The organism is Thermogemmatispora argillosa (genome assembly GCF_059696725.1).
This window is the reverse complement of record NZ_AP019377.1, coordinates 135,362-161,708: the sequence shown is the minus strand read 5'-3', so window position 1 is coordinate 161,708 and position 26,347 is coordinate 135,362. Positions and strand designations below refer to the sequence as shown.

23 protein-coding genes are annotated in these 26,347 nt (G+C 61.7%); 17 read left to right on the top strand and 6 right to left on the bottom strand.

Features of this window, described 5'->3' with window-relative positions; translation table 11 throughout:
- Positions 1 to 582 precede the first annotated feature (582 nt).
- Complete coding sequence (locus AC6H1L_RS00665; protein WP_497599626.1) at positions 583 to 3,414, bottom strand: dynamin family protein; 2,832 nt, start codon at positions 3,412 to 3,414, stop codon at positions 583 to 585.
- A 335-nt stretch (positions 3,415 to 3,749) separates the two neighbouring features.
- Here AC6H1L_RS00665 and AC6H1L_RS00660 point away from each other — a divergent pair, with 335 nt between their 5' ends.
- Both AC6H1L_RS00660 and AC6H1L_RS00655 read left to right on the top strand, forming a co-directional pair.
- Positions 3,750 to 4,514, top strand: coding sequence for a PIG-L deacetylase family protein (locus tag AC6H1L_RS00660; RefSeq protein WP_497599625.1), 765 nt, complete (start codon positions 3,750 to 3,752; stop codon positions 4,512 to 4,514).
- Positions 4,515 to 4,605: 91 nt separating this feature from the next.
- A complete protein-coding gene (locus AC6H1L_RS00655; RefSeq protein WP_497599624.1) occupies positions 4,606 to 5,844 on the top strand; it encodes an NAD(P)/FAD-dependent oxidoreductase in 1,239 nt (412 codons plus the stop codon).
- A gap of 20 nt (positions 5,845 to 5,864) precedes the next feature.
- Here the strand turns inward: AC6H1L_RS00655 and AC6H1L_RS00650 are convergent, their stop codons facing one another.
- The gene (locus AC6H1L_RS00650) at positions 5,865 to 6,710 is read right to left on the bottom strand and encodes a methylated-DNA--[protein]-cysteine S-methyltransferase (RefSeq protein WP_497599623.1); all 846 of its coding nucleotides are present in this window, start codon (positions 6,708 to 6,710) and stop codon (positions 5,865 to 5,867) included.
- Positions 6,703 to 7,308 (bottom strand): RNA polymerase sigma factor, encoded by a 606-nt coding sequence (locus AC6H1L_RS00645; protein ID WP_497599622.1) that lies wholly within the window; start codon positions 7,306 to 7,308, stop codon positions 6,703 to 6,705. The genes AC6H1L_RS00650 and AC6H1L_RS00645 overlap by 8 nt, the downstream gene beginning before the upstream one ends.
- Positions 7,309 to 7,364: 56 nt before the next feature.
- On the opposite strand from AC6H1L_RS00645, the gene AC6H1L_RS00640 reads away from it, so the two are divergent.
- The 7 genes from AC6H1L_RS00640 to AC6H1L_RS00610 all read left to right on the top strand — a co-directional run bounded on the left by AC6H1L_RS00640 (position 7,365) and on the right by AC6H1L_RS00610 (position 14,694).
- Positions 7,365 to 7,577 (top strand): hypothetical protein, encoded by a 213-nt coding sequence (locus AC6H1L_RS00640; protein ID WP_497599621.1) that lies wholly within the window; start codon positions 7,365 to 7,367, stop codon positions 7,575 to 7,577.
- Positions 7,578 to 7,679: 102 nt separating this feature from the next.
- The gene (locus tag AC6H1L_RS00635) at positions 7,680 to 7,955 is read left to right on the top strand and encodes a mycoredoxin (RefSeq protein WP_497599620.1); all 276 of its coding nucleotides are present in this window, start codon (positions 7,680 to 7,682) and stop codon (positions 7,953 to 7,955) included.
- A gap of 474 nt (positions 7,956 to 8,429) precedes the next feature.
- Positions 8,430 to 9,932: a pyridoxal phosphate-dependent decarboxylase family protein gene (locus AC6H1L_RS00630; RefSeq protein ID WP_497599619.1), complete on the top strand. Its 1,503-nt coding sequence runs from the start codon at positions 8,430 to 8,432 to the stop codon at positions 9,930 to 9,932.
- A 72-nt stretch (positions 9,933 to 10,004) separates the two neighbouring features.
- Entirely contained in the window at positions 10,005 to 11,189 is a 1,185-nt protein-coding gene (locus tag AC6H1L_RS00625) for a cysteine desulfurase family protein (RefSeq protein WP_497599618.1), read from the top strand.
- 531 nt (positions 11,190 to 11,720) lie between these two features.
- Positions 11,721 to 12,926, top strand: a complete 1,206-nt coding sequence (locus tag AC6H1L_RS00620) for an aminotransferase class V-fold PLP-dependent enzyme (protein ID WP_497599617.1) — start codon at positions 11,721 to 11,723, stop codon at positions 12,924 to 12,926.
- Positions 12,927 to 12,986: 60 nt separating this feature from the next.
- Positions 12,987 to 13,457, top strand: coding sequence for a hypothetical protein (locus AC6H1L_RS00615; RefSeq protein ID WP_497599616.1), 471 nt, complete (start codon positions 12,987 to 12,989; stop codon positions 13,455 to 13,457).
- On the top strand, positions 13,402 to 14,694 hold the full coding sequence (locus AC6H1L_RS00610) for a WD40/YVTN/BNR-like repeat-containing protein (RefSeq protein WP_497599615.1): 1,293 nt from the start codon (positions 13,402 to 13,404) through the stop codon (positions 14,692 to 14,694). The genes AC6H1L_RS00615 and AC6H1L_RS00610 overlap by 56 nt, the downstream gene beginning before the upstream one ends.
- 85 nt (positions 14,695 to 14,779) lie before the next feature.
- Here the strand turns inward: AC6H1L_RS00610 and AC6H1L_RS00605 are convergent, their stop codons facing one another.
- Positions 14,780 to 15,244: a hypothetical protein gene (locus tag AC6H1L_RS00605; protein ID WP_497599614.1), complete on the bottom strand. Its 465-nt coding sequence runs from the start codon at positions 15,242 to 15,244 to the stop codon at positions 14,780 to 14,782.
- A gap of 400 nt (positions 15,245 to 15,644) precedes the next feature.
- On the opposite strand from AC6H1L_RS00605, the gene AC6H1L_RS00600 reads away from it, so the two are divergent.
- Together AC6H1L_RS00600 and AC6H1L_RS00595 are read left to right on the top strand one after the other, a co-directional pair.
- A complete protein-coding gene (locus AC6H1L_RS00600) occupies positions 15,645 to 16,055 on the top strand; it encodes a response regulator (protein ID WP_497599613.1) in 411 nt (136 codons plus the stop codon).
- Between the two features lie 409 nt (positions 16,056 to 16,464).
- Positions 16,465 to 17,202 carry a ZIP family metal transporter gene (locus AC6H1L_RS00595; protein WP_497599612.1) on the top strand — a complete coding sequence of 246 codons (738 nt, stop codon included), beginning with the start codon at positions 16,465 to 16,467 and terminating at the stop codon, positions 17,200 to 17,202.
- A gap of 66 nt (positions 17,203 to 17,268) precedes the next feature.
- Here AC6H1L_RS00595 and dgoD read toward each other — a convergent pair whose 3' ends face one another.
- Positions 17,269 to 18,483: a galactonate dehydratase gene (dgoD, locus tag AC6H1L_RS00590; RefSeq protein ID WP_497599611.1), complete on the bottom strand. Its 1,215-nt coding sequence runs from the start codon at positions 18,481 to 18,483 to the stop codon at positions 17,269 to 17,271.
- 136 nt (positions 18,484 to 18,619) lie between these two features.
- Between dgoD and AC6H1L_RS00585 the strand changes: the two genes are divergently transcribed.
- The 6 genes from AC6H1L_RS00585 (at position 18,620) to AC6H1L_RS00560 (ending at position 25,513) form a co-directional block, all read left to right on the top strand.
- Positions 18,620 to 19,417 carry a FadR/GntR family transcriptional regulator gene (locus AC6H1L_RS00585; protein ID WP_497599610.1) on the top strand — a complete coding sequence of 266 codons (798 nt, stop codon included), beginning with the start codon at positions 18,620 to 18,622 and terminating at the stop codon, positions 19,415 to 19,417.
- 324 nt (positions 19,418 to 19,741) lie between these two features.
- On the top strand, positions 19,742 to 20,836 hold the full coding sequence (locus AC6H1L_RS00580; RefSeq protein ID WP_497599609.1) for a sugar ABC transporter substrate-binding protein: 1,095 nt from the start codon (positions 19,742 to 19,744) through the stop codon (positions 20,834 to 20,836).
- A gap of 430 nt (positions 20,837 to 21,266) precedes the next feature.
- Complete coding sequence (locus tag AC6H1L_RS00575; RefSeq protein WP_497599608.1) at positions 21,267 to 22,295, top strand: ABC transporter permease; 1,029 nt, start codon at positions 21,267 to 21,269, stop codon at positions 22,293 to 22,295.
- Positions 22,292 to 23,080: an ATP-binding cassette domain-containing protein gene (locus AC6H1L_RS00570; protein WP_497599607.1), complete on the top strand. Its 789-nt coding sequence runs from the start codon at positions 22,292 to 22,294 to the stop codon at positions 23,078 to 23,080. Before AC6H1L_RS00575 ends, AC6H1L_RS00570 begins: the two co-directional genes overlap by 4 nt.
- A 171-nt stretch (positions 23,081 to 23,251) precedes the next feature.
- Positions 23,252 to 24,241 carry an LLM class flavin-dependent oxidoreductase gene (locus AC6H1L_RS00565; RefSeq protein WP_497599606.1) on the top strand — a complete coding sequence of 330 codons (990 nt, stop codon included), beginning with the start codon at positions 23,252 to 23,254 and terminating at the stop codon, positions 24,239 to 24,241.
- 291 nt (positions 24,242 to 24,532) lie between these two features.
- On the top strand, positions 24,533 to 25,513 hold the full coding sequence (locus AC6H1L_RS00560) for a S1C family serine protease (RefSeq protein ID WP_497599605.1): 981 nt from the start codon (positions 24,533 to 24,535) through the stop codon (positions 25,511 to 25,513).
- Between the two features lie 217 nt (positions 25,514 to 25,730).
- Here the strand turns inward: AC6H1L_RS00560 and msrA are convergent, their stop codons facing one another.
- A complete protein-coding gene (gene msrA / locus AC6H1L_RS00555; protein WP_497599604.1) occupies positions 25,731 to 26,282 on the bottom strand; it encodes a peptide-methionine (S)-S-oxide reductase MsrA in 552 nt (183 codons plus the stop codon).
- Between the last annotated feature and the right edge of the window lie 65 nt (positions 26,283 to 26,347).

Below are 26,347 nucleotides of genomic sequence, written 5' to 3'. Positions count from 1 at the left end.
GCCACAGGTACCAGTACTTTTTATGTGGCTCATGATTAACAGATAGTAGAAGCCTCTTTAGGAGTAAAGCTCTGCTGTTGATAGTAGCTCTTTCCGGGCGTGGCGAACAGCCAGGCATTGGCCGGGATAGACGGGAGCAAGGCGCGCTGGCTCTACTGGCCTCGCATGGATATTTCTCAACTGCAAAGCGCGACTGACTCTAGATCTTCATTACATCTCAACGCGATATTCACCGAGATCGCAGCTCGACGCGTCTATCGTAATGGCTGGGGTTGACAATGGGAGGCAATCCTTGGGGGACGAAGACGCGACGCGATTCTGCAGGCGGGTTTGTCGTGGGGAAAAGGGAGGGAGGGAGAAGCGCGGCCCTGAGCGCTCTCCCTCCCTCTTTCTTTTTTAATGTTCATGAACGGCATCCCTATAGACCGGTTCCCGTCTAGAAGCCACTAGAGCCGACTGTGGCCGATCGGCCAGCAGCGGGGGAAAACGCAACCGTCTCCAGAAGGGGAGAAAGAAACCTCTGAGCCGGGGGTAAAGTCCGGCTCAGAGGGCTCCAACTGATTGATTCTCGCTCGCCGCGGCTCAGTCCTGGCGATGGATAGTTTTCAAGGCTTCGACCTCCTGGATCAAATCGACCCACTGATCCAGGGCGGCCTCGCGCTGGGCCTGCAGATTATCAAGCTGCTGGCGCAAGGCCTCCGACGTATGCACGCGCTCTGTCAAGTGGCTATAGAGGCGGGTCACGATATCGGAGAACGTCCCATTCTGCGTCACCGGCTGAGCCTCCAGGCGGTCGCTATCGTAGACCTGGCGCTCCTGAAGCTTATCCAGCTCGTAGCGGAAGAGGCGCGCGATGCGCTGCTCTGTACTGCGGGCCAGACCACTGCAGATGGTGTCGAGGATCGGAACCATTAAGCGGCGCGCCTGCTGAATGATCTCCTCGGCCTTGCCCTGAGCATTGGTCAGGCGATAGAGGGCGCCCACGGCTGGATTCTCGCGCGTTGGAGCATACTTCTCCTCATTGAGCAGCTCGCCCAGGGTCACATAGAGACAGATATCGCGAGCCTTCTCGCGAATGCTGCGCTTCAGCTTATTATAGGCCTTCTGGATTTCATCCAGCTCGCCGCCAAACTCGCCCAGCGCCACCCGATTGATATCGAGCGAGCCATCGACTTCCTCTTTGTAAGCGATCGGCATCAGGAAGGCCTCGGCCAGGGTGCGCGCCGGATCGTTCAGCTCGCGCTCCAGGGCCATACACAGACTCTGGCGCAGAGCCTTAATCAGACCCCAGCCATCGATATCTGTCCAGCGGTTGCCGATCTCCATCGCGGGCGAATCGTCGGGGCGGCGATTGCCGACCTTGATGTAGTGATCAAAATGACCCTGCGTGATGCGGATCTTGACGCGCTGGGCGGCGCGCTCGTGGGCTGTTTGCAGGACGCGCTGAAAGACACTCTTTTCGCTGCTAATGGCCGCGTCGAACTGGCGTAAGGCATCGTTCCAGGCCTCCAGCATGGCGTTCGTGCGGCGCTGCAGATGCTCAAAGCGCGCGGCGCTGCGGCGAGCCTGGCGTGAGCGCATCTCCTGCTGCAGCTCCTGCAGGTCGTGGCTTTCGACGCCGAGCTGACTCATTTGCTCCCAACACAAGTCTTCGGTCAATTGCAGGGCCATTGCAAGCTGCGTCTCGGCGTGGCGCAGTTGCACCTCATAGCGGTTCTCTGTTAAGAATACCTGTAGATCGTGAGTCAGCTCAGGTAAGCCGCTATACTGCAACATGGCTTCATGCTGCTCGCGCGTCACCTGTTCGAACTCCTGAGCGCTGGTCGTAGGCGGCAGCGCAGGAGCCAGCTTCAGTAGCTCCGGGTAGACGCCAAGCAAGCGCCCTGCGTACTCGCGACCTTCCTGCTGTCGCTCCTCATCCAGGGAGGTGCCGGCCAGGCCCAGCGTAGCCAATAGGGCATCCAGGGCGCGCAATGGATAGAAGAAATAGTTATGACGTGGGCCGTGGCGGTGGTAGCTGGCGTAGCCGGGGGGCAGCTCACGCAGGAAGGGGCGCAGGCTACCAAGGGCCTTCTCCTGGCTGGCTGGCGAATTAATCTCATCCCAGTGGGTGACTACCAGGAAGAGCATGCGGCTTGCCACGTCGAAGGCGCGGTTCTGTAGGACGGCCTGCCGCACCTCCTCGAAGATGCGTTGAATGCGCTCATCGTCGCCAAAGCGGTTATTCCCGATGACCAGCAGCAGGGCATCGACCTGCTTCAGCTCCTCGCGCAGCATCAGATCGTGATAGATCTGGCCGGCGGCGCCACCTGGCAGATCAACCAGCACGCTATTAGGTGGCAGCACCGAGCGGGGTCCCGCATGTACACGGTACTCGACATAGTCGATGACGCGCGTCAGACGTGGCTCCTCGCTATCGCGAGCTGGCTCCTCGATATAGCGGCGGCTCTCAGTTTTCCAGCGTTCGCGCGGCACCACCTCCACATGCGGCTGATCATCCTTCAGATAGGTGTCGCCAAAGGCCTCGCTGGCTTTCAGCAGAATATTCAGCTCGTTAGCCAGGGCTTCACGCATCTTCTGGGTCGGAGCCGTTTTGATAGCCTGCTGCGTCTGGCTGAGTAAGTGACCGAAGGCGGCCCGGGTCAAGAAATGCACATGCATTTCCTCTGGCTCATCGTCGCGGCAGAGGCGCACGCGAGTACGCACGCCGGTGACGGCGCCGCCGGCCAGGCGCGGAAAGATATCCTGGCCGATGAGAGCGGCCAACAGCGTGCTTTTGCCGGCCCCGGCGTGACCAACCAGCTTTACGGTATATTCGCGAGTATAGTCCAGAGCGCGCGCCGCCTCGGCGATATGATGGCGCAGGCGCAAGGCTTGCTGCGACTCAATCTGCTGGATCTGCGGACGTTCCAGCAAGCGAGCGCAGGCTGAGGCGCGCTGGAGCTGCTTTTTCCAGGCATTGATCTTTTGGGCCTTATCAGGGAGGTTCGCAGGGAAATAAATATCGATCTGGCCGATTTGCTCCTCCAGGCGCTGGAGCAGGCTATGGATCTCGCCGGGGGCAGGAGGTGGGGCTGCCGTTGGCGCGCTCTTGCTGCTCTCCCCCTCCTCTTCCTCTTCTCCCCCTTCCTCTTCTTCATATTCCTCGTAGTCTTCTTCCTCTTCTTCCTCCTCGTCATAGGTCTCAGGGGCTGCCGTCGGAGCCGAGGTCGCGCCAGGCTGAGCAGGGGCCACAGCCCCCGGTGCCGTGGTGGCGGGGCCTGATGCTGCGGGCGCCTGGGCAGCGTTGGGCGGCGGATAGAGACGTGTCCCGCAGATATTGCAGAAGGGTGCACCAATGGGCACGACGTTATCGCACTGGGGACAGGTCATTAATTGTTGTGGTTGCTGTTGGGCCTGTCTAGTAAACTGCATACGTCTTTTTGTGTACTTCCCTTCCACAGATTTTGACCGTTAAGGTGAGATAGCATTGAAATAGGATGCTTTCATGTTAATAGATTTTTGCGGCCCCCGGCCCTCTTTAGCATGAAAGTACCACCTGGCCTCTAGAGCCGGCTGCCCTGTTGGGGGATAGGGAAGAGCTTTTTTGGAAGGACGCGCTCTTTAGGACAGCGGCGCCTGGAAGTAGGCTCTCCGCTGGCCGGCGCGGCTAAACGCTGGCTCAGCAATAGGCAGAAGGAGGCAAGCGTGATACAATAGGGGCCGGCTTCCCCAATGCCTTGGGGGGTCCTAGAGGAGCGTGTCTTGTGATGCAAGGACAACAACCAGAGACAGTGATGGCACAGAGAGAGCAAGCAAAGCGGGCGATGGTGATTGTGGCCCATCCTGATGATGCAGAGTTCGGCTGTGGGGGCAGTGTGGCGCGCTGGGTGCGTGAGGGCTGGGAGGTCTACTATGTCATTTGTACCGACGGAGGTGGCGGAGGACCGGACGAGGCCCAGGATGTGAGCGCGGAGGCGCGTCAGCGTATGGTCGAGACGCGCAAGGCCGAGCAGCGAGCTGCCTGCCAGATCCTGGGGGTCAAAGAAGTGATTTTCCTTGACTACCCCGATGGCCAGCTCCAGCCGACGCGCGAATTGAAGCGCGATCTTGTGCGCCTGCTGCGTACCTATCGTCCCACACGTGTGGTCTGTCAATCGCCCGAGCGTTCCTGGACGCCGGCCCTCTTGCTGGGCCGCTATCACCCGGATCATCTGACTGCCGGGCGCATGGCGCTGGAGGCGATCTATCCCGCCTCGCAAAATGCCTGGGACTTCCCCGAGCTGCTAGCCGAGGGGCTCCAACCGCATCGGGTCCGCGAGATCTATATTGTCGGGGCGCCGGTCCTCAACCACGCCGAAGATATCTCCGAGACCATCGAGCTGAAGTTACAGGCGCTGCGGGCCCATGCCAGTCAGGTCGGAGAGCACTTTGAGCAGGTAGAGGAGCGCATCCGCCGTGGGGCTCAAGAGTGTGGCGCGCGGCACCAGTTGGCCTATGCCGAAGAGTTTCACCGCACGGAGAATGCACGCTAGAGCAGGCTAGTCCGTGTTCCTGCCGGGGCAAGGCTGGCCGGGAGAGGGTTGCTGCAAAGCAGAAGCAGAAAGGAAGAAGAGGACGGTGTCTATGCAGGAGTTCAGGGATGTCGTTGTTGTAGGAGGAGGGCCGGCGGGACTGGCCGCCGCCGAGGCTGTGGCGCGTCAGGGAGTCGGGGTGCTGGTGCTGGAGCGGCAGAGCGAGATCGGCTATCCGATCCATACGAGTGGCGGAAGCTGGATTCAGGATATGCAAGAGCTGGGTGTACCAGCCCAGCTCTATCATCCGATCCCCCAGGTCTTTTTTCTCTCGCCGCGGCAGGAGGTGGCGCTACGCTATGATCCGCCGGTGGCCTGTGTGCTCGATGTGCGCGGCCTCTATCAGCATCTGGCGGCGCGCGCTATTGCAGCGGGGGCGGAGCTGCGCCTCCGCCATGTGGTCGACCAGGTGCTGCTAGAGGAGGGGCGCGTGTGCGGCGTCACTGTGCGTGACGCCTGCGGACGCCGTCTGACGATCAGGTCCAGGGTGACCATCGATGCCAGCGGTATGGCCCGTCATATAGCCGTGAGAGCGGGACTCGCTAAGGCCTTTCGGCGCTACGGCTATGGGGCGGAGTACGATCTTTATGCGCCGCATTATCCTCAAGAGGAGCTGTACTTGCTGATGGGGAGTAGGGTAGCTCCCAGTGGCTACGCGTGGGTCTTCCCGCGCGGGCAGGGGCGGGTCCGCGTAGGGGTCGGCGTGATTCATCCCGACAGCGACGACGATGCGCGCTCGTATTTGGGTTATCTCCTGCACGAGGAGCCACGCCTGCGTGACAAATTTCGCGGCGCCAGCCCACTGGAGTATCATACGGGGCTCTTCCCAGCGGAAGGCCCGGCGGAGCGCTTCTCCTGGGCTGGCCTGCTGCTGGCTGGCGACGCTGGTGGCCAGGGGTCGACGCTGGTGGGTGAGGGCATTCGCTTCGCCATCTACGCCGGGCGCCTGGCCGGAGAGATTGCTGCGGAGGCTATCAAGGAAGACGACATCTCTGCGAGCTTTCTGGAACGCTTCGATCAGCGCTGGCGGGCGCGTTTCGGGCGCGAGATGGAGCTAGCCTATCTGATCAACCGACACATTGCCGCCTACGGTGATGAGCAGTGGGATGATGCCTTGCGCCTGCTCAGACACCTGACGCCGGCCCAGTGGGCCCAGGCCATGCGCGGCGAGTTCACGGCTGGCCTGCTTATGAGCATTGTGGCGCGCAGCCCGCGACTCATCGCCAGCGGTGGTCGGCGCCTGATCGGGCGCCTCCTTGAGCGCCTGGGCCAGGGAGCCAGCGCGAACTGATGGCAGCGGAGGCCAGCAGGCTACTCGCTGGCGAGGTCTGCGGGTTGCTCCACAGGAAGGGCGGGCCGGCAATGTCGACAGGGGCGGTAGCCGAGGCGCGCCGCCTCCTCTGGAGAAGACAGAGGCTGGCGATGCTCCTGAGCGATACGGCGCGCATGATAACAGGTCGGAAGGCAGTAGATATGGGTTACCGTGCTACCGAGGTAGCGCACCCCTCTGGTGGCGAGTTGCTCCAGCAGGACCAGATCGACCCCTTCGATCTGTAGCAGCGCGCGCTTATTGAGCGAGCCGCCCAGGCTGTAGTTACCGAGCTGATAATTACTGCGTACCACGCGATGGCAGGGGATCAGCAGCGGAATGGGATTGCGCGCCAGGGCGTTGCCCACGGCGCGCACAGCCCGCGGCTGCCCGATCTCGCGCGCAACCCAGGCGTAGGGACGCACCTCACCGGGAGGGATCGTCAGAGTCGTATAGAGGACTGCCTGTTCAAAAGAGCTGCAACCGCGCAGATCGAAGGGCAAGTCTAGCGTCTGGCCGCGCTGTAAGGCTGGCTCAATCTGCCTGGCCCAGGCGGGCGCCTCGTCAGGCTCAAGCGGAAAAATGCACCGGCCAAACGCAGCGCGGAAGCGGGCCTCAAAGTGAGCGGCGTCCTCGGCGCAGTCCACCGCCGAGATTCCTCGCGCATTCAGGGCCACAAAGACAGGCCCGATCGGAGACGAAAGGCGCAAGTAGCCGTCGGCCAACCCAACAGAAAACAGAACGTGAGAGCGTAGGCCTGGTGGAGGGAGAGCCTCCCGCTGGGGGGTACGCAACTCGCGGACCAGTCTTCGCGCTTGAGAGAGGCTGCAAGACTGTCGCTCAGTCATAGAGCACCTCACGGGCATGATGTTCGGCAAGCACCTGACGTAGTTGCGCCAGGCCGCGGTGTACTCTGGCTTTGACTGTGCCCACCGGCTGGTTAAGGAGGCGTGCCAGCTCCGGGTAGCTTAGTCCCTCAATATGTCGCAAGATAACCACTTCACGATAAATCAGCGGCAGGGTCAGCAGCGCCTGCTGAAGCAGATGCTGGCGCTCGCGCGCTTCCACACGGGCCTCGGGACCTTCGGCGGGCGCGCTCTCCGGCTCCTCTTCCGGGTCAGCGCCTCTCTGTTCCAGTGAGACGCAGAAAGGCGAGCGATGCCGCTTACGTAGCCGATTGCGTGCCACGTTGAGCACGATCTGATAGAGCCAGGGACGCAGTGCCAGACTGCGTACCTGCTCGGCGGAATAGCTTGTTAGCGCCTGATAGGCGCGTACAAAAGCGTCCTGAGTAATCTCCTGAGCCTCTTCATAGTTGCCACTCAGACGCAGAGCAAAGCTAAAGAGACGCTGCTCATAGTAGAGTACCACCTGTTCAAAGAAGCTGTCAGGGCTGGTGAGCAAGCCATGCAGTAGCGTCTGTTCATCAAGATGGCTCATGGGCATCGCCTGCTCCCGCTCTCGGCCCGCCTCGGTCTCGTGCCGCGACAGGAATAATCGTCTTGAGTGAGTGCATGCTGGCAGTGGGGATGAATGCCAACGCTATCACTGCTCGTGCTGGCCTCCTCTCCTTCCTTCGGCTGCTGTTCCCTCGCCTCTACCTTGCTCGCTCGCTCGCTCTTCTGCAGGTCTGCTTTCTACCTTGTGCTCTGCTCCTTATAACACCGGAACCGCAGCAATGGTTGCAGCGCCCCACAACGGGCGAGTGGTCCTGATGGTCAGGCGCAGGAATAGATGAGCACAGTGGGCTTGTTTCTATAAAGTGTAACCCGGGATTCCCCACTCCACTATCATCGCATTCCCAAGGAGCTATCTCAGTGGAAAGACACGCTACCGCTTCGACTATTGCCCAACAGCAAATCAAGGTATATGCGACAAGCTGGTGTGGTGATTGTCGCAGAGCAAAGCGCTGGCTCGACGAACACCACATCGCCTATGACTACATCGATATAGAAAAAGACGAGCAGGCCGCGGCCTACGTCATGCAGGTCAATGGGGGCCTGCGCAGTGTTCCGACCATCGTCTTCCCTGATGGCACCATCCTCGTAGAACCCTCGAATCGCGAGCTGGCGCAGAAATTCGGCCTCAGCTGAGGTCGGCTCGGCTCAACCACGCCGAACCAGCCAGCTCGGCCCACAGCCAGCGTCAGGCCGCTGACCTTTCGCCTCGCTCCTCTCCACTCACGTGCGAGAGCAGGCAGCGGCAGACGCTGGCCTGTCTCTCCCTCCCTCGCTACTTACTTACTTGCTTCCTTCCTTCCTCTTTCCGTCACGAACCTTTTGGCGCGCTTCGCCCAGAAGCGCGCCAGCTTCTGGGGTCTCCCCCGGCTCGCCAGATGTGATAAGATCTAAACGATCATGCCCCGCCACCCTGCTGTGACTGGACGCGGGAGAGGCCCCAGGTTGCTCCCTGGCGAGCCAGATCCCCGACAGGCAGAAGCGACCCCTGGCGCTCCTCGGCGCCCCGGGCCGAGCTGGGCAGCGGCCTCCAGGCGAGGAAGCGGCCAGGTAGCAGCGAGCGGCGAGACAGACGATCGAAGTCGAGAGGAGCAAGCAAGAAAGCTGGCTATGGAAGAGAGAGAAGAGCAGAAGCGAACGACCCTTGATCCCGCGCAACAGGAACAGGCCACCGGCGACATGGACCCGGAGAGCTTTCGCCTCTATGCTCATCAGGTCGTTGACTGGATCGCCGATTATCTAGAGCACGTCGGCGACTATCCTGTCTTGGCGCGCACGCAGCCGGGCGACATCCGGCGAGCCTTGCCGGCTCAGCCGCCACAGCAGCCGGAATCGATGCAGGCCATCCTGGCCGACTTTGAGCACATTCTCCTACCCGGTATCACCCACTGGAACGCGCCGGGCTTTATGGGCTTCTTCGGCATTACGGGGTCGGGCCCGGGCATCCTTGGCGAATTGCTCACCGCAGCCCTTAACGTCAATGCCATGCTCTGGCGCACCTCGCCGGCGGCCACCGAACTAGAGCAAGTAGCGCTTGACTGGCTCCGGCAGATGCTTGGTCTGCCCGGCCCACTCTTTGGGGTCATCAATGACACCGCTTCTGCGGGTACCCTCTATGCCCTGGCGGCAGCTCGCGAAGCCCTCGGCGATCTGCAGATTCGCCAGCGTGGCATGAGCGGGCGCCCCGAGGTACCGCGCCTGCGCTACTACGCCTCGCAGGAAGCTCACTCCGCCGTCGATAAGGCTGGCATTGTGCTGGGCGTTGGCCTGGAAGGCCTGCGCAAGATCCCCGTTGACGACGACTATCGCATGGATGTGGCCGCCCTGGAGCAGGCTATCAAGGAAGATCTGGCGGCTGGCTGGCGGCCCTTTGCCGTCGTAGCGACAGTAGGCACTACGTCCACCACTAGCGTCGACCCGGTGCCAGCTATTGCCGACCTCTGCGAGCGCTATGGCCTCTGGCTGCATATTGATGCCTCGTATGCCGGCTCCGCTGCCCTCCTGCCGGAGTATCGACATATCCTGGCTGGCTGCGAGCGGGCCGATAGCTTCATCGTCAACCCTCACAAATGGCTCTTCACACCTCTGGACTGCAGTGTCTTCTTTACGCGCAAGCCTGACATCGTTAAGGCCACCTTTAGCCTGGTGCTGGAGATCCTGCGTACCGACGAGGAGGCCCCCAACCTGATGGATTACGGCATCTCGCTCGGGCGGCGCTTCCGTGCCCTGAAGCTCTGGATGATCATGCGCTACTTCGGGCAGGAAGGACTGCAGGCCCGGCTGCGCGAGCACATTCGCCTTGGGCAGCTGTTGGCCCAGTGGGTTGATGAGGCGCCCGATTTCGAGCGCCTGGCCCCCACCCCCTTCAGTACGGTCTGCTTCCGGGCTCATCCGCGTGGCCTTGACGACGAAGCGCAACTGACCACTCTGAACGAACGCCTGCTTCAGCGCATCAACAGCGCTGGCCACTATTTTCTCTCGCATACCCGGCTGCGTGGCAGATACAGCCTGCGGGCCGCTATCGGTAACCTGCGCACCACCGAAGCGACCATACGCGGACTCTGGCAAGAGCTGCAGGAGGGACTGCAGGCCGAATTAGCCAGCCTTTCTTAATGGCTGCTAGCGAGAGCGAGTGCATCAGGATAGGACAGGACAAGACAGGAAAGGAAGGAGGCGGAAGCCAGTATGAGCCTGCGGCATCCGGGGCTGCGCGGCGACCTGATCTATCTCGACTATAATGCGACCACGCCGGTCGATCCAGCCGTCGTCGACGCCATGCTGCCCTACCTGCGCGAGCACTTTGGCAATCCCTCCAGTGCCCATAGCTACGGCTGGGTGGCTCACCAGGCCATTGAGCGTGCACGGAGCGAGGTGGCCGCTCTGCTCGGCTGCGCGCCGACGGAAATCATCTTTACCGGGGGCGGCTCTGAGAGCGACAACCTTGCCATTCGAGGCGTGGCCCTGGCGCGGCGAGCCCAGGGCGACCATATCATTACCCAGGTTACCGAACATCCGGCGGTACTCAACACCTGTCGCGCTCTGGAACGGCTCCACGGCTTCCGCGTTACCTATCTCCCTGTCGACGAGCACGGGCGCGTCTCTCCTGAACAGATTGAGCGCGCCATTGATCGGCGCACCGTGCTCGTCAGCATCATGCATGCCAACAATGAGACTGGAACTCTGCAACCGCTGCCGGAGATCGCTGCTGTCGCGCACCGCTACGGCGCCCTCGTGCACAGCGATGCTGCCCAGAGCGTCGGCAAGATTGCCATCTCTGTCGCCGACCTGGGCGTAGATCTGCTGACGGTGGCTGGGCACAAGCTCTACGCCCCCAAAGGCATCGGCGCCCTCTACATCCGGCGCGACCTCGGCCTCAACCTGGAGCCGATCCTCTACGGAGGAGGGCAGGAGCGTGGTCTACGAGCCGGAACCGAGAACGTAGCCGCCTGTGTAGCGCTGGGGGCCGCCTGCCGTCTGGCGGCGGAGCGTCTCCCCTCAGAGAGCGCGCGGCTGCGGCGCTTGCGTGATCTGCTCTGGCAGCGCCTGCGCCAACACCTGGGCGATCGCATCCAGCTCAATGGCCATCCCGACGAACGCCTGCCCAATACCCTCAACGTCAGCATCAACGGGGTCAGCGGCGAAGAGGTTCTAGCGGCTACGCCCGAGGTGGCTGCCTCAACCGGCTCGGCCTGCCATGAAGGCAGTGCCGACCCCTCGCCGGTACTCCTGGCAATGGGCCTGGCTCGCGAGCGGGCCTTGGGCGCCCTGCGTCTGACACTGGGACGCTGGAGCAGCGTCGACGACGTCGAGCGGGCCGCTGTCTCGCTGTTGCGCAGCATCGATGTGCTGACGCGCAATGCGCGCCCATAGAGAAGCTCAAGCTTTTCCTGTCAGACTGCGTCGCTTATCTCCCCCCGTGAGTCGCGGCCCCTGAAGGGAAGGGGAGACAAGCAACGACGGATCTGCTATACTCTGGGCTGGCGGTGGAGAAGCCCGAAAGACCGCTCCTATGCGGCCAAGCGCCGCGGGCGGAGACAGGGCGGCCTGTTCCCTACCTGTCTGCCTGCCTGCCTGAGCCCTGAGTATGCGAGGCGAGGATCGCCAGACTAGAATAGAAAGAGAAATCGCGCACGAAAAAGCTATAGCGCGGGCAAGACCCTGCTTCGGCCACGCTTGAGCTGGCCTGCTCGGCCCAAGCGGCCAGCGGTCCGCTCTGGCGCGTGGTCTGTCTGCAGGCTCTCCACAGCAAGGCTCGCCTTGCTCTGGCTCCTGTCAGTGCCTCAGCACAAGATCATCGAAGCGAGGGCAAGAGCCGGGCTGGCTCAGCGGCTGTGGCTGAGCGCTCTAGCGTCTAGAGACCTCGCCCGCGCAAGACAAGACACCAGCAAGGAGCAAGCAGCCATGACCACGGATGCGTCGCGTGTGCCGTATCCTGCGCCGCCTGCGGTAGAGCATCCAGAGCTAGAGACCTACCGACGAGAATTCCCCATTCTCCAGCGCAAAACCTATCTTAATAGCTGCTCATTAGGGGCCCTTTCGCAGCGCGGCATGGCGCGCCTGACTGAATTTATGGAGCGCTGGAACGAATGGGGCGCGCACGCCTGGTACGAAATCTGGCTGGGCGAGCTAGAGCAGGCGCGGCGCCAGTTCGCGGCCATCATCGGCGCGGAGCCGCACGAGGTTGCCATCGCCCCCAATGTCTCTGTGGCGCTAGGGGCCATTGCCAGCGCCTTTGACTACCGTCAACGGAACAAAGTCGTGCTGGCCGATATGGACTTTCCGACTCTCGCTTACCAATGGCTGGCCAAGCGTCGCCTGGGCGTCGAGTGCGTCTTTGTCGAAAGCCCCGATCGCATCTACACGCCGCCGGAGCTGTTCGAAGACAAAGTAGACGAGCGCACGTTACTGGTAGCCACCTCACGCGTCTTCTACACCAGTGGCTACATCCAGGATGTGCGCGCTGTGGCCGACATCGCCCACAAGCAGGGGGCCTATCTCTTGATCGATGACTACCAGGGCACGGGGCAGATCCCCATCGATGTCGAGGCGATGGACATCGATATTCTGGTCAGCGGTACCCTCAAATGGCTGATGGGAGGCCCGGGCCTGGCCTTCATCTATATCCGTGAGGGGCTGCTCTCACAGCTAGAGCCGACGCTGGCTGGCTGGTTCGGCCATCGCGAGCAATTCCAGTTTAAGACGCGCGAGCTGGCCTTTCGGCCAGATGCAGCGCGCATGGAACTCGGGACGCCAGCGATACCCGCGGTCTATGTGGCCAATGCCGGCATGGAGATTGTACGCGAGATCGGTGTTGAGACCATCTGCGAGCGCACGCGCTATCTGACCAACGATCTGATTGCGCGGGCGCGGGAGCATGGCTGGCGCGTGCATGCCCCGCGTGAGCCGGAGCGGCGCAGCTCGATCGTGATGCTAGAGATGGAGCAGCCCGAGCAGATCGTTGCCGAGCTGATCAAACGCAACATCATTGTCGATTCGCGTCCGGGCCTCGTGCGGATCTCTCCTTATTTTTACAATACGATCGAAGAGAACGCCATCGTGATCGCGGCGCTCGAAGAGATTCTGGAAGAGCGGCGCCGGAGCGGCTAGAGTCAGGCTGTGGAAGAACAGAACGAAACCAGGTTCTGCGAAAGTTCGTTGTATTTCTGTATGCAAGAGTCAAGCAAGCAAGACAAGCGCGAAGAACACGAGGAAGGGAGGAGAGCGATGGTCTGTCCTGAATGCCATACCAGCTGTGGCCCGGAGGACCAGCGTTGTCCGGCCTGTGGGGCCGAGCTGGTCATACCGGTCTCGCGCAGCCTGGTGACCAGGCCGCGGCCAGCTCTGGCGCCACGGCGGCTGCAGTGGCCGGCCCTGCTACGTGGCCCGGTGCAAGGAGTCGCTGCCGGTGTAGGAGCGCTGGCCGTTGGGGTGGGCCTGGAGCTACTACGGCGCCGTCTGGCGGCCCTGTTGTCTCGCTCGGCAGGCTCAACGCGCCACGCTGCCCAGGCGCTACCGCTGCTGAGCGATCTGAAGCGGCTGGGGCCACTAGCGCCAGAGAAGGCGCCCAAACTGCCACGAGGCTATGAAATCCAGGAAACAGTTATCTACGTCGAACGGGTTATTCGCCGCCGCTCATGAGGTGCCGCGCCTGCTGCTGACACTGGCGCTCGGGTGGTTCCTACTCCTGTCAGCCGCCTGTGCCCCCAGCAGCGGCATTCTGGCCGGCGGCGCCTGGGAATCAACTGGCCTGCAGCATGAGCATATCCGGGCGCTGGCCGTGAGCGCGACTGATCCGGCCCAGCTCTATGCTGGCGATGCCCGCAACGGCATCTTTGCCAGCGATGATGGCGGCCAGCACTGGCAGCCGCGCAATCAGGGGCTGCCCTTGCCCCTGGCTGTCAACGCCCTCAGCTTCGATGCTACAGAGCGCCGCCTCTACGCCGCCACTGACCACGGTGTCTTTGTCAGCAGCGATGGCGGCGGGCACTGGCGGACGGCGAGCGCCGGACTGCCGACCGATAGCTGTACGGCGCTGGCCTTTGACCTGGAACGCGCGAGCGTCCTCTATGTCGGCACGGCTCACCACGGCGTCTTTGTCAGCAGCGATGGCGGGGAGCACTGGCAGGCGGCTAATCGAGGATTGCCGTCGGGTTCTCCCATCAACGACCTGGCCTACGTCAGCGATCAGGGGCAGCTCTGGGCGGCCACCGTCGGCGGCATCTATCGCTCCGACAATGGTGGGCAAAGTTGGCGCCCGCTCAGTCGGGGCCTGCCCGCGAATATCACTGTCTATCGCGTACGTCCAGCGGCCCTCAGTGGAGGAGAGCCAAGGCTTGTCTTCGCCGGCACCGACCAGGGTATCTTTCTCTCACATGACGACGGAGCGAGCTGGCAACGCAATAAAGAGGGACTGGCACGCCTCAGTGTGCGTGCCATCCTGATCGACTTTCGCACTCCAACCACCCTCTACATTGGCACCAACATCGGCGTTCTGCGGAGCAATGACAGCGGGCAGGTCTGGAGCGCCATCATCGGTAGCGGCGGCCTCCCCAAGAATCGGCAGGTCTATGCCCTGGCCCTGGGCGCCAGCGACTATGGCCAGCTCTTCGCCGCTGTAGACGACGTCTATGTCTTCCCTGGCAGCAGCGGCGGCTGGAACACGAACGCTGTTGTTCCCCTGCTTCTAGCGATCGCCTTCTTTGTTCTCCTCTATTGGCTGACGCGCAGCAATCGACGTCATCGGCGTGGGCTGCTGCGCGCGGCGCAGCCCGCAGCGGAGCACAATGAACAGCCCAGCGCCCAGCAAGCCGGGCACAACCAGCGGCTGCCATCTGCTCGTCAGCAGAACAGGGACGCGCCTTTGGACCGCAGCTAGCAGCGGCGCACAAGAGGCGCTCTCCCTTCCTGGCCAGCTAGCTAGCCCCTTGCCTGCCAGGTCCAGGGACCGTCGGCTCGGGAGCTTAGGGGTGATGGCTGCCGATATATGCCACCAGCAAATAGATCAAATACAGCAAAATACAGACCAGGAGAATAGCCCCATAGCAGGTCAAGGTCCAGGCGCGACGCGTGTTGAGGGCCTGACGGAGCTGCTCCTCCATATCAGGAGGATCGAACTGAATATGTGGAGCCAGCTCACGCAGCCGTGGCAGCATCGCGCGGAAATCGCGCACATTACTCATCCCCTCAGCCAGCATTACCGTCTCATTCTCATCAAGATCAGCCAGCAGGATCAGCCTGGAGGGGTTAGGATCGCCCGGCATCAGAATCAGACGCTGAATCTGCCCCAGAGGGACGCGCGTCTCTTCGCCCTCCTCGCGTTTCACTACCACCAGCTCCTCTGGATAGAGCTGGATCTCCTTCCCCAAACCAAAGCGGACCACGCTGACAGGAAGTGCTCTGCCCTGTTCCTGTTCGCTCTCGCTCATATGTTCCCTGTATACGTACATCCTGATAGCTGGCTCGCCCTGGCGTCGCCATCCATCCCGCCTCCTTCCTTCTACCGCGGGCTGTAGCGGACCAACAACGTGCGGGCAGCATGGTCACGGCGCGCGCATCAGAGCGGCAGGCTGGCAGCATCGCACAGCGGCGGGCTGCCTTATCTGAAGGCATTGTACAGCATCGACGTCGGCCCGTCGAGGCAAAGCGCGCATCTTCCCCTTGCGCTAGCGCAACACTATCTTGACATGCATCTATCAAGAACACTACAATCTTGAACGGGATGTGTTGAGCAAAGGGGAAGCATCACCAGATTTGCAGGGTGTTGTCTGTATCCTGTTCTGGAAGAACAGGCAACAGACCTGCTTTCATAAGCGAGAAGGTAGCGACATGGCGCAGGTTGGCCTGCTGGAAGATAATCCGCGCATTGCAAAGCTCTGCGCGACTTTTCTAGACTTTGCCGGTCATCGCGTCGTGCATTACCGGCATCCACGCGAGTGCCTGGAAGCACTGCGCGTAGAGAAACCCGCTGCGGCGGAAGCTGACGGGCAAACGCCCGAGGCCCTGCCGATCGATATCCTGATCCTTGACCTCTACATGCCCGACATGGCTGGCGAAGACGTCCTTCGTCAACTGCGGGCCCATCCACACACCCGCGATCTCCCGCTCATTCTCTGCACCGCCGCTCCAGCCAGCGAGATCGAACAAGCCAAAAGCATCGCTCCTCGGGCGATCGTCGTTGAAAAGCCCTTCAAACTCCAGACCCTGACCGCTGCTATTGAGGCCCTGATGCGCTCGTAAGCCGCCCCAAGAGGGTCCACCTGAGCGGGTAAGTCCAGGCGAACGACTGGCCCAGCGCCATCAACTGAAACAGGCGCTCTCATCAGCATCGCACCATCCCCGACGAGTGCTGCTGAAGCCCATGCCGGGCGCTGGCGCCGGGGGCCTGCCTGGCCTGCTTGCTCACCCGCCTCTCCTCCGTTCCCTCCTTCCTCCGGCGGCCCGCCTCTTTCCCGTTTTGTCAGGCAAGCAGGCGACTTTCGCGACCAACCGCATCAGAAATGCATTGCTTTGAAAAGAAGAAATATGGTATGACTTTAAAAAAAGGCCGGAGGAAATGGCCGGCGAACAAGGCACTGCCAGCGCCTCGCAAGAGCGCCGGGCCTTGCGCGATCAGCCGCTTTCCTGTTGCTGAGGAGGAACAAGCCGGATGGGGACACTGTTGCTCTCAATCATCGCCTTCTGCTCTACCTGTGCGGGCGGAATCGTGGCCATGAGGCAGCGTGAGCAGCTGCAGCGGGTCATGGCTTTCGCTGCCGGCGCGCTCGTAGGTCTGGCAACCTTTCAGTGGCTGCCGCGCCTTTTTAGTGTGCTGTCCCTGTTGCCGGGCGAGCGTTTTGCCGCCTTCATCGCCTTGGCCTGCGGCTTCTTCACCTTTCATCTGCTTGAAAGGCTGGCTCTGCACTGGCAAGAAAGCCGGCGCGAGCTTGCCGCAGACGGTCCTGCTCAGCCCCTCCTGGGGGTGGTCTCCGTCCTGCTCTTCTCGCTGCACCGCCTGCTAGAAGGAGCCACCATCAGCCTGGGCTTCCTGGTCAACCCGGCGACCGGGCTGTTGCTCGCTGGGGCTATTGTTCTCCACAACCTTATCGAGGGCCTCAATGCCGTTGTTCTCCTGCTGGCCAACCACAGCAGCCATCGGCAGGCGCTCGCCTGGTTACTCTTCTTTGCCTGTACGCCCTTGCTGGGAACCCTGGCGACCATCTGGCTTAGCTTGCCGACCGTGCTCCTACCGCGCTATCTGGGCTTCTTTAGCGGCTTTCTGCTCTATCTGGGCGCCAGCCATCTGCTGCCTGTGGCCCAGCGTCCTGGAGAACTCTGGTCGCTACTGTGGACCCTGGCCGGAGCCGGCACGGCCCTCATCATGACCGTGCTGCTCCAGCCACTCTAAAGCGACGCAAACCTCCTCATCCGTGCCTCCTGAGAGCTACCATCGCCGTGAGTGAGACGAATCCTGCTAGGCGGACGGAGCAGGCGGCTGCTCAGCAGCGGAGGACGTTGGCCCCTGTGCCTGGAGCGGTGGCTGGACCGCTTGGCGCAGGTGCCAGTTTTCCGCAAAGAGATTAAAGAAAATGCGCTGGCGCGGGTGAGCGGCAACAAAGGCCTGATCAAGAGTGACCCCCAGACCCGGCCCCTGCGGGAGCGAGAAATAGCCGTCGACCACCTCGGGGTTCCCCGGTGCTGCCTGCTTCACCCACTCCTCATTGAGATCGTTGAAATGCTCCTGAATCTTAAAGTTAGGCATGACCGCGGCCAGATGGAGGGCTGCCGCCGTCGAGACCGGGCCGCCGACATTATGAGGAGCCACCAGCAGATAGTAGCATTCTGCCCAAGCAGCCAGCTTGCGCACCTCCAGCAGCCCGCCGCAGTGCGTAATATCGGGCTGGATAATATCGGCAGCTTGCAGCTCAAAAAGCTGGCGGAAATCGTAACGTGTATGCAGGCGCTCACCAGTCGCGACCGGAATCGTCACCTGCTCGGCCACTTTCTTGAGAGCCGCCAGATTTTCTGGCGGGACCGGCTCCTCAATCCAGGACGGCTTGAACGGGGCCAGCTCACGCGCCATCTCCACGGCGGTCGCCGGATTAAAGCGCCCATGCATCTCAATCAGGAGCTCCACGTCTGGGCCGACCGCATCGCGCACTGCCTCCACCAGGGCCACCGCCTTGCGCTTCTCGCTCGGCTCCAACTCGTAGAAGCCCGAGCCAAAAGGATCAAGCTTCAAGGCCCGATAGCCGCGCTCAATCACGCGGCGCGCCGCCCGATGGAACTCCTCTGGCGTGCGCTCGACCGTATACCAGCCATTCGCATAGGCCTTAATGCGCGTGCGGACGGGTCCCCCCAGCAGCTCGTAGATCGGGCGCCCCAGGGCCTTGCCGACAATATCCCAGCAGGCGATCTCGATGGTGGCAATGGCCGACATGGCAATCTCGCCGGCCCGCGCATAGTCGTTGCGATACATGCGCTGTACCAGATCCTCGATGTGGCGGGGGTCATGGCCAAGCACATGATTAGGCACAGCCTCGGCCAGGTAGCCCAACAGGGCATCCGTATGATTGAGCATGCGCACCTCACCGACCCCCTCCAGCCCCTCATCGGTAATCACGCGCACAAACGTCAGATTACGCCAGGCTGTGCCCATCACATGGGTCTTCACATCGACGATTTTCATGGCAGTACCCGCTAGCTCCTCCAGAGGTGATCGACTGGAAACGCTGCTGTGATGCCCAAGCCATCAGGGGACGGCTTGACAGAAGCCTTATCCTATATTATCATACCGTTAAATTGTATGACAATTGTGGAGGCAGATGGCAAGAACCTTCCGTTCGCTCAGGCGGCAGAACCTGTCTGCGCAGGTCGTGCGAGAGATCGGGTTAAGCATTATGCGTAAGGAATTTCAGCCAGGAGACGCCCTCTTGAGCGAACCAGAGCTGAGCCAGCAATTCAATGTCAGCCGTCCGGTCTTGCGTGAAGCGCTCAAAGTGCTGGCGGAGAAAGGGCTGATTGAAGCGCGACCGCGTACGGGCACGCGCGTGCGTCCCCGGACGGACTGGAACCTGCTTGATCCTGATGTGCTCACCTGGCAGTACGAGGTGGGGCCTGATCCAGCCTTCTTGGAGGCGGTCTGTGAAGTGCGCCTCATGTTTGAGCCGATGACGGCGCGGCTGGCGGCCTCGCGCGCGACTGCCGAAGAGATAGAGACCATCGAGCGAGCGTGTGATCGGCTGGAAGAGCTGGTCGAGGAGGCAGAGCCATATATTGAGGCCGATTTGGCCTTTCACAGTGCAATCTGTGCCGCGGCCCATAATGAGCTGTTACAGCGCATTGTGGCCACGCTGGCAGCCCCGCTGCGGGCCAGCCGCCTGATAACGGTGCGCCTGCCAGGCGCTAATCGGCGCGCCATGCCGCTTCACCGGCGCGTTGCTGAGGCCATCCGCCAGCGCCAGGGACTGGCCGCTGAGGAGGCCATGCGCGATCTCATTGTGCTGACCACTGAAGATGTTCACCGGGCCTTCGGCTACATCGACACAGGTCCCGACCTGCTGCTGAGCACTTGCCTTGACGAGAGCGAGACGCCAGCAGCCCCGGCAGAAGGAGGTGAGTGACCCCTACCTGCGTGACCCGCATCAGTCTTCCTGGTTCTGGCTATTCATTAGATAGATAAATATCTATCTATCCAAGATGAAGCGCGCACCTACCGAACGAGGCCGTAGGGAACCGGGAGAAAGGCCAGCAAGGAAGGAAGGCAAGAAAGAAGGAAGACCGCCGCTGACCGATGCTACCAGCACAGCGACTGGAGCGAAGAAAGCAAGCCAAGAGAAGAGCAAGGAGGAAGCTCTCCTTGTCAAGTTTCGTCGCTCGCTCGGAGTGAGCCTTTCCAGGTCATCGCTCTGTCTGTCAGGCGACTAGAAGGAACTGGAGGTCCAGCCGTGGCAGGATCAAGCTTCTCAGCCTATTTCGAGCGTCTTCCTCTCAGACGACGGCGTCTGCTGCAGACCGCGCTAGCCGGTGGGGCCGGGGCAACGCTGGCCTCGGCGTTGGCGGCCTGTGGAGGTCAGCCATCGAGCAGCTCGCCCACAGGGGTAGCGGGCAACTTTCCCAGCCATCCCAAATGGAACTTTGTTTTCATCAACCACGTCACCACCAACCCCTTCTTCGTTCCCACGCAATACGGCATTCAGGACGCCTGCGCCCTTGTCGGCTGTACCTATCAGTGGACAGGATCGGCCAACAGCGTCGTGAAGGAGATGGTTGACGCCTTCAACGCGGCCATTGCCGCCAAGGCCGACGGAATCGCTGTCTCCATCATCGACCCCACCGCCTTCGACGATCCCGTCAACCGTGCCCTGGATGCGGGCATTCCTGTCGTGGCCTACAACGCCGACGCCCCAGCCGGGAGCAAGAACAGGCGCCTGGCCTACATCGGTCAGGACCTCTACCAATCGGGCTACCGCATGGGGCAGCGCATCGTCTCCCTCGTAGGCAGCGGCGATGTCGTTGGCTTCATCGCCACGCCCGGCTCTCTCAACATTCAGCCGCGCATTGACGGAGCCAAGCAGGCCATTCTTGACTCCAAGGCGCCCATCAACTTTGTCGAGGTTGCCACGGGGGCCCAGGTTGAAGAGGAGCTATCGCGCATTGAAGCCTATTATCTGGGCCACCCCAACATCAAAGGCATGTTTGCCGTCGACGCGGGCAGTACCCAGGGCGTGGCCCAGGTGATGGAGAAATACAACCTGGCGGCCAAAGGAGTGCACGGCGGCGGCTACGATCTCTTGACCAAGACTCTCCAGGAGATCCAGGCTGGTAACCTCGACTTCACGATTGATCAGCAGCCTTACCTGCAAGGCTTCTACCCGGTCATTCAGCTCTTCCTCTACCTGCTCTCAGGCGGCCTGATGGTGCCTTCCGACACCGACACGGGCCTGCTCTTTGTCACCAAAGAGAACGTTGGTCCCTACCTGCGCACCCAGACACGCTTCGAGGGTAGCTCGTCCAAGGAGCAACTCGTCCCGCGCTCGTGATCTAAGCCGATCACTACGCCAGGGGGGCCAGCCGGCTGCTACCGGACCGGTGCCAGTAGAGCGGTCGCCTGCTGCTTGGGTGGCCCCTTCCTGGTTGGCTCGCGGCTAACAACAGAGTAGGCTGCATGCAGGCGGAATCTGTAAGTCTGGCGCGCTCGCTGGTGCTTCACTTACGCTGGCTTAGGGAGCCAGCGTAACGGGCGACAGATTTTTCTTTCAGAAGAGAGGCGAGAAAACAGCGGGGGCTTACAGATTCGTTCTCTTTGAGACATACTATTACTGCCCGCTCCTGATCTGGAAGAAACGTCGCCTCGTCTATCCGTGGGGTGGCCCCGCGACGAAGAGCAGGTAGGACACAGCACAGGTGGTAAGGCGGGCTGGCAGGAGGCGCTAGGACAGAAGGCAGTACACAACAAGAAGGAGCATCGCAATGGCCGAGAAAGTTCTTTCTGCCCCGCCGCTAGAGGCGAAGCCGGAACCGACGCCGGAGCGGCCCAATCGCTGGCTACGGCTAGTGCGTCTCTTCCTGCGGCAACGCGAAGCCAGCATTGTAGTAGTGGCCGTAGCCCTCGTCATTTACTTTCAGCTCTCCAACCGGGCTTTCCTCTCAGCGCAAAATGTCAGGACGCTCTCCCAGTTTGTGGCGGCGACCGCCATCATCTCCGCCGGTGAGGTCATGCTACTCATCTGCGGCGAAATTGATCTCTCGGTGGGTCAGGTCTATGCGCTGGCCCCCTTCATCATGTACTTTGCCAATCAGGCTGGCCTGCCGCTCGTGGTGGGGCTGATCCTGGGGCTGATTGTCTGTGCGCTCGTCGGGCTATTCAACGGCCTGATCACGGTCGTGCTCAAGGTGCCCTCTTTCATCACTACCCTGGGTACGCTCTTTCTGATCAATGGTCTGACACTGACCATCTCGCAGGGCTTCCCTGTCTTGACGCCCTCAGAGGGCCTGGTGAATGAGGTGCTGGGCCATGCCTCCTACTCGGAAATTGTTTGGGCCATTGCCATCACGATCGTAATGCAGATCGTGCTCTCCTGGACACGCTGGGGGCTGCACACGGTGGCGACCGGCGGCAACCTGCTGGGGGCTAGCGAGGTAGGGGTCAATGTGGCCCGCATCAAGATCGGCAATTTTATGCTTTGCAGTGTGCTCGGCGGCTTTGCCGGAACTTTGGAGGCCTTTCGCATTACGTCGATCGATCCGCTGGCGGGGGGCACCGATATCATGTTTCAGGCGGTGGCCGGGGCTGTCATCGGTGGCACGGCTCTCACGGGTGGCCTGGGGACGATTATCGGGGCCTTCCTGGGCACTCTGGTGCTCTCGATCTTGCGCGATGGCTTTACCCTGCTCGGCGTAAGTGCCTTCACCTTCGATATTATCCTGGGAGCGGCGATTCTCGTGGCCATGATTTTGAACGTTCGCCTGCGACTATGGCGAGAGGCAGGGCGCGAATGAGTGAGTCGACAACGACAGAAGTGATCCGTACGGAGGGACTGGTCAAGCGCTTTGGGGCGGTGACGGCTCTCAATGGCGTCAGTCTCTATCTGCGTCGGGGTGAGGTCCTGGGCCTGGTCGGCGACAATGGCGCCGGTAAGTCAACCCTGATCAAGATTCTGACAGGCTTCCTGCAGCCAGATGAAGGCCGCATCTTTATCGATGGGGTAGAGGTCCGTCTGCGCTCGGTCTCTCATGCGCGTTCCCTGGGCATCGAGACTGTCTATCAGGATCTGGCCCTCATCAATGAGTTAAGTGTCTATCATAATATGTTCCTCAAGCGCGAATCGCTGCTAAAACCTTTCCCTCTGCTCAATAATCGGCAGATGCGTCGCCGGGCGCGCGAGTATCTGGAGAGCATGGGGGTCAACATCCCTTCGGTTGACACTGAGGTGGCACGGCTCTCAGGGGGGCAGCGGCAGTCGATCGCGATTGCTCGCGCAGTTTACTCGCAGGCGCGCATCTTGCTGCTTGATGAGCCGCTGGCGGCAATGGGGGCTAAGGAAGGCAGCCTGATTATGAATCTCATTCGCACGCTCAGGAACGAGGGCCAGGTCTCGATGATTATGATTGCTCACAACTATGCTCAGGTCTTGGAGGTCTGCGACCGGGTCAACCTGCTTCAGCATGGGCGCATTGTGTTGGATAAGCCAGCGGCCCAGACCTCGGTTGACGAGCTGACTGAGCTGGTGATGCGCGAGTACCGGGCGGGAGTCAACCAGCGGAGACAGCCGGCGGCCGGGTGAGCGAGCGCGGTGGTGGTCCATTGAAGGGGCTTCCTCAGCTTGACAGCGCGGTTGCGCGGGTGCTATGGTGCACGACAGGAGAGGGCCTCTGTTGGGGCTGCTCTCCTATTGCACAGGAGCTGGCGGCCGCTGAGACCAGGCGGCTGCCAGACTAGCGAGGAGGGAAGACCTATGCAGCAACAGAGCACCGCTTTGGCTCATGAGTCTGGGGAAGCTGAGCGGCCAGCCCGCGAGCGCGTGGGGTTAGCGCTCTTTGGGCATGCCGGCGCAGCGCATATGCTGACGAGGCTACAGCAGGCAGAGAAGGCCGGCGTACGCCAGTTCTGGATGACACAGCTGCCAACCACGGTAGACACCCTGACGCTGTTTGCCGCGGCTCTGGTGCAGACCCAGAGCATCCGCCTGGGAACGGCAATCGTGCCGACCTACCCGCGTCATCCCCTGGTAATGGCTCAGCAGGCCTCCACGCTGGAGGAGCTGGGGCCGGGGCGCCTGCGCCTTGGAATAGGAACGAGCCATCGCCATGCCATTGAAGGGGTCTATGGCTTCTCAATGGTTGAGCCTCTGGAGCAGTTGCGTGAGTACCTTACCATTCTGCGAGCGGCGCTCTGGGAGGGGAGAGTTGATTTCCAGGGACGGTTTTACACGGCGCACGCCGCCTTTGCTCAGCCACGGCGCGTGCCAATTCTGATCTCCGCACTGCGCTCGCGGGCTTTCCGACTGGCTGGCGAACTGGCAGACGGCGCCATTTCGTGGATGTGTCCCCATCCCTATCTGCTAGAGAAGGCCAAGCCAGCTCTGGTCGAGGGGGCGGCCTCGCGCGGGCGGCCCGTGCCGCCCTTGCTGGCTCATGTCCCCGTGGCGCTTGGGACCGACTGGGGGCAGGTGCTGGCAGCGGCGCGCAACTCTCTGGGCTTTTATACGCGCGCGCCTTTCTATCGCAATATGTTTGCTGATGCTGGCTATCCCCTGTCCGATGATGGCCTTCTGCCCGAGGAGCTGATCAAAAATCTGGTGGTCTGGGGGGACGAGGCGAGCGTGGCGGCTCGCCTGCGCGAGCTACTGGCGCGTGGCCTCGATGAGCTGGTCGTCACACTGGTGCCGCTGGTTGACGATCGTCGCGAATTGGAGCAGCTGATGGCCCTCCTGGGCAGCCTCTAGTCAGGGGGCTTGACAGAACGCCCAAGCGGCCTCTCAGGCAAGTGATGCGTTCCGACTCCGAGCCAGGCGCAGTACAGGATGTGCCTGGCTCGGGTGCTGTTCTGGCGGGTTGTTGTCGCTGAGCCAGTGGGTCGCCACTGCCTCCGTCTGTGTCCGGGCTGAGGTCGAACCCGACGCACGCTCTGCCCCTTGAAGCATGAATGTGGTACAATAGAGAGCAATCTCATTGCTTCGCGGCCTCGCACGCTCGGCGAAACATGGGGTTCCACCGCAGAAAGCGCGCTAATCACTATGATGGAAACAGAAGAACGCGATGCACAGGCCCTTGATGCCTATTCTCGCGCCGTTACAACTGCAGCGGAGCGTGTCGGGCCGGCGGTCGTACGAATTGACGTTGAACGCGGCGGGCTGCGCTGGCCGTACATGTCTCCCGCCTATGGTGGCCCTGGCTTTGACGCGACCGGCCTTGGCTCTGGCTTTCTCTTTGCCTCCGATGGGCAGGTGCTTACCAACGCTCACGTTGTCGAAGGAGCGCGGCGCATCCGCGTGACCCTGGCCGATGGGCGCTCCTTTGATGCTGGGCTGGTGGGAGCTGACCCTGACGCCGATGTGGCTCTGCTCCGCATTGGCGCCGACCATCTACCGGTCGCGGAGTTTGGACGGGGAAAGCTGCGCGTCGGCCAACTTGTGATTGCTGTGGGCAATCCGTACGGCCTGAACTGGACCGTAACCGCAGGAGTAGTCAGCGCTCTCGGGCGCACGCTGGAGGGACGCGGCGGGCGCCGCCTCACGAATCTGATTCAGACTGATACCCCCATCAACCCGGGCAACTCGGGCGGTCCGCTGGTGGATAGCAGCGGGCGGGTTGTTGGCATGACGACCGCGATGGTAGCCCTGGCCCAGGGATTAGGCTTCTCGATTCCTCTGGAGACGCTCCAGGGGGCCATTGCGCGCATCACGCGCAGCAACACGGCGCGGGCGGGGAGTGTGGCGCTGGGCGTTGGGGGGATGCGCATTCTGCTTGACCCGGCTCTGCGACGCAGCGCCCAACTCAACCAGGTCAGCGGCATGGAGCTGCTGGAGGTGCACCGCGACAGTCCCGCCGAGCGGGCTGGTCTGCGCCGCCTTGATATCATCGTAGCCGCCGACGGCGAGCCAGTCACCGAACCGCGCGATCTGCAGCGCATTGTCAGGCGCCATCTGCCTGGCGAGCGCCTCATCGTGACCTTCCTGCGCGATGGCAAGCTGCGCCGCGTGACAGCCGTCCTCTAATCGTCACCGTTGCGCACCGTGCCGTAGTGCGTCGCGACCTTTTATTCCCGCGCCTCAGTCTGTGCTGCTCCTGATCTCCCGCCCGGCAGCTCAGAACCTGGCCCCGGGCGTAGGCTGGCTTGCCTTCTTCTCAGGCAGGCAACTGCCAGCCTGGCCGGGGGCGGTGTTCTCGCCTTCTCTTCACAGCTCTCGCCTGACCGGGCGCGTCTCTGCCTGATCAGCCCTCCCTGACTACGGGTGCGTACTCCTTCAGCAGTTTCTGCACCTTGGGCGCAATGACGATCATGCAATATGGCTGATTAGGATGGCGATCGTAGTAGTCGCGATGGTAGTCTTCGGCGGGATAAAAGTTACTGAACGGCACGATCTCAGTAACGATCGGATCGCGATAGGTATGGGCCTGTTCCAGGGCCTCCTTTGAGGCCAACGCGATGCGTCGCTGCTCATCGTTGTGATAGAAGATGGCCGAGCGGTACTGCGTTCCAACGTCATTCCCCTGACGGTTGAGCGTTGTCGGATCGTGCATGTGCCAAAAGATCTCTAGCAGCTGCTCGTAGGAGATGACCCGCGGATCAAAGCGGATCTGCACCGCCTCAGCGGCGCCGGTCTGGCCCGAGCAGACCTGCTCGTAGCTGGGGTTGGGAACCCGTGAGGCGGCGTAGCCCGGCGTAACGCTTACTACCCCTTTGACGCGCTTGAAAACCGCCTCGGTACACCAGAAGCAGCCCCCAGCGAGGGTTGCCAGCTCCAACTGATCATGATCGCTCATGGCGAAAGCACCTCGTCTCTCTAGCTAGTAAGTAAGTTCTGTTGCGTCCCTGTACTGTATCACAG